The sequence below is a fragment of the Micromonospora sp. KC723 genome (genome assembly GCF_004348595.1).
Taxonomy (GTDB): Bacteria; Actinomycetota; Actinomycetes; order Mycobacteriales; family Micromonosporaceae; genus Micromonospora.
Genome location: NZ_SMKD01000290.1, coordinates 1 through 626, shown reverse-complemented (window position 1 = coordinate 626; position 626 = coordinate 1). Strand labels below are relative to the sequence as shown.

General features: G+C 62.0%; 1 protein-coding gene. It reads left to right on the top strand.

Annotation, left to right across the window (positions count from 1 at the left end; translation table 11 throughout):
- Positions 1-398 precede the first annotated feature (398 nt).
- The coding region (locus E1165_RS28700) for a transposase (RefSeq protein ID WP_243705045.1) at positions 399-626 on the top strand (228 nt) is incomplete at its 3' end.

The window sequence follows — 626 nt, the reverse complement described above, 5'->3', positions numbered from 1 at the left end:
GCCACGAGGTCTCCGGTATGAAGTTCTTGCTTGGTCGCAGAACCAGATACCGGAGACCTCTTCAGTTATCGATCACCGCCACGCCGTAACCTTCACCGGCCACCACGACTTCTGAAACACGCCTTAGTCGTCACCGGGATGAGGGGAGCGACAGTGACAGGCTCGACATCGACGGGGTGTCGAAACGCTACGGCGAGGTGGAACTGTTTCCAGCGGCTACATAACGCGCGAGTGCTGGATGCGGCGACGTGCATGCGCTGTTGCAGCAGATCCGCCGCTTCGGCGGACCGGTGCGCGCTCATCGGATAACAACTCCTAACTAAATGATGTTGGGCGTAACCGACTGGACGTGAGAATCGTTCTGTCTGAACGTGAGCAGGGGTGAGCAGCCGCCGTGGATCGTCTCGGACGATCTGTGGGCCGAGATCGCACCGCTGCTGCCACCGCGCCCACCGCGTCGGTACCGCTACCCCGGTCGTAAGCCGCTGGATGACCGGAAGGTGTTGTGCGGGATCTTGTTCGTGCTCTACACCGCGATCCCGTGGGAGTACCTGCCCCAAGAACTCGGGTTCGGGTCGGGAATGACCTGCTGGCGCCGGTTGCGGGACTGGAACGACGCCGGCGTG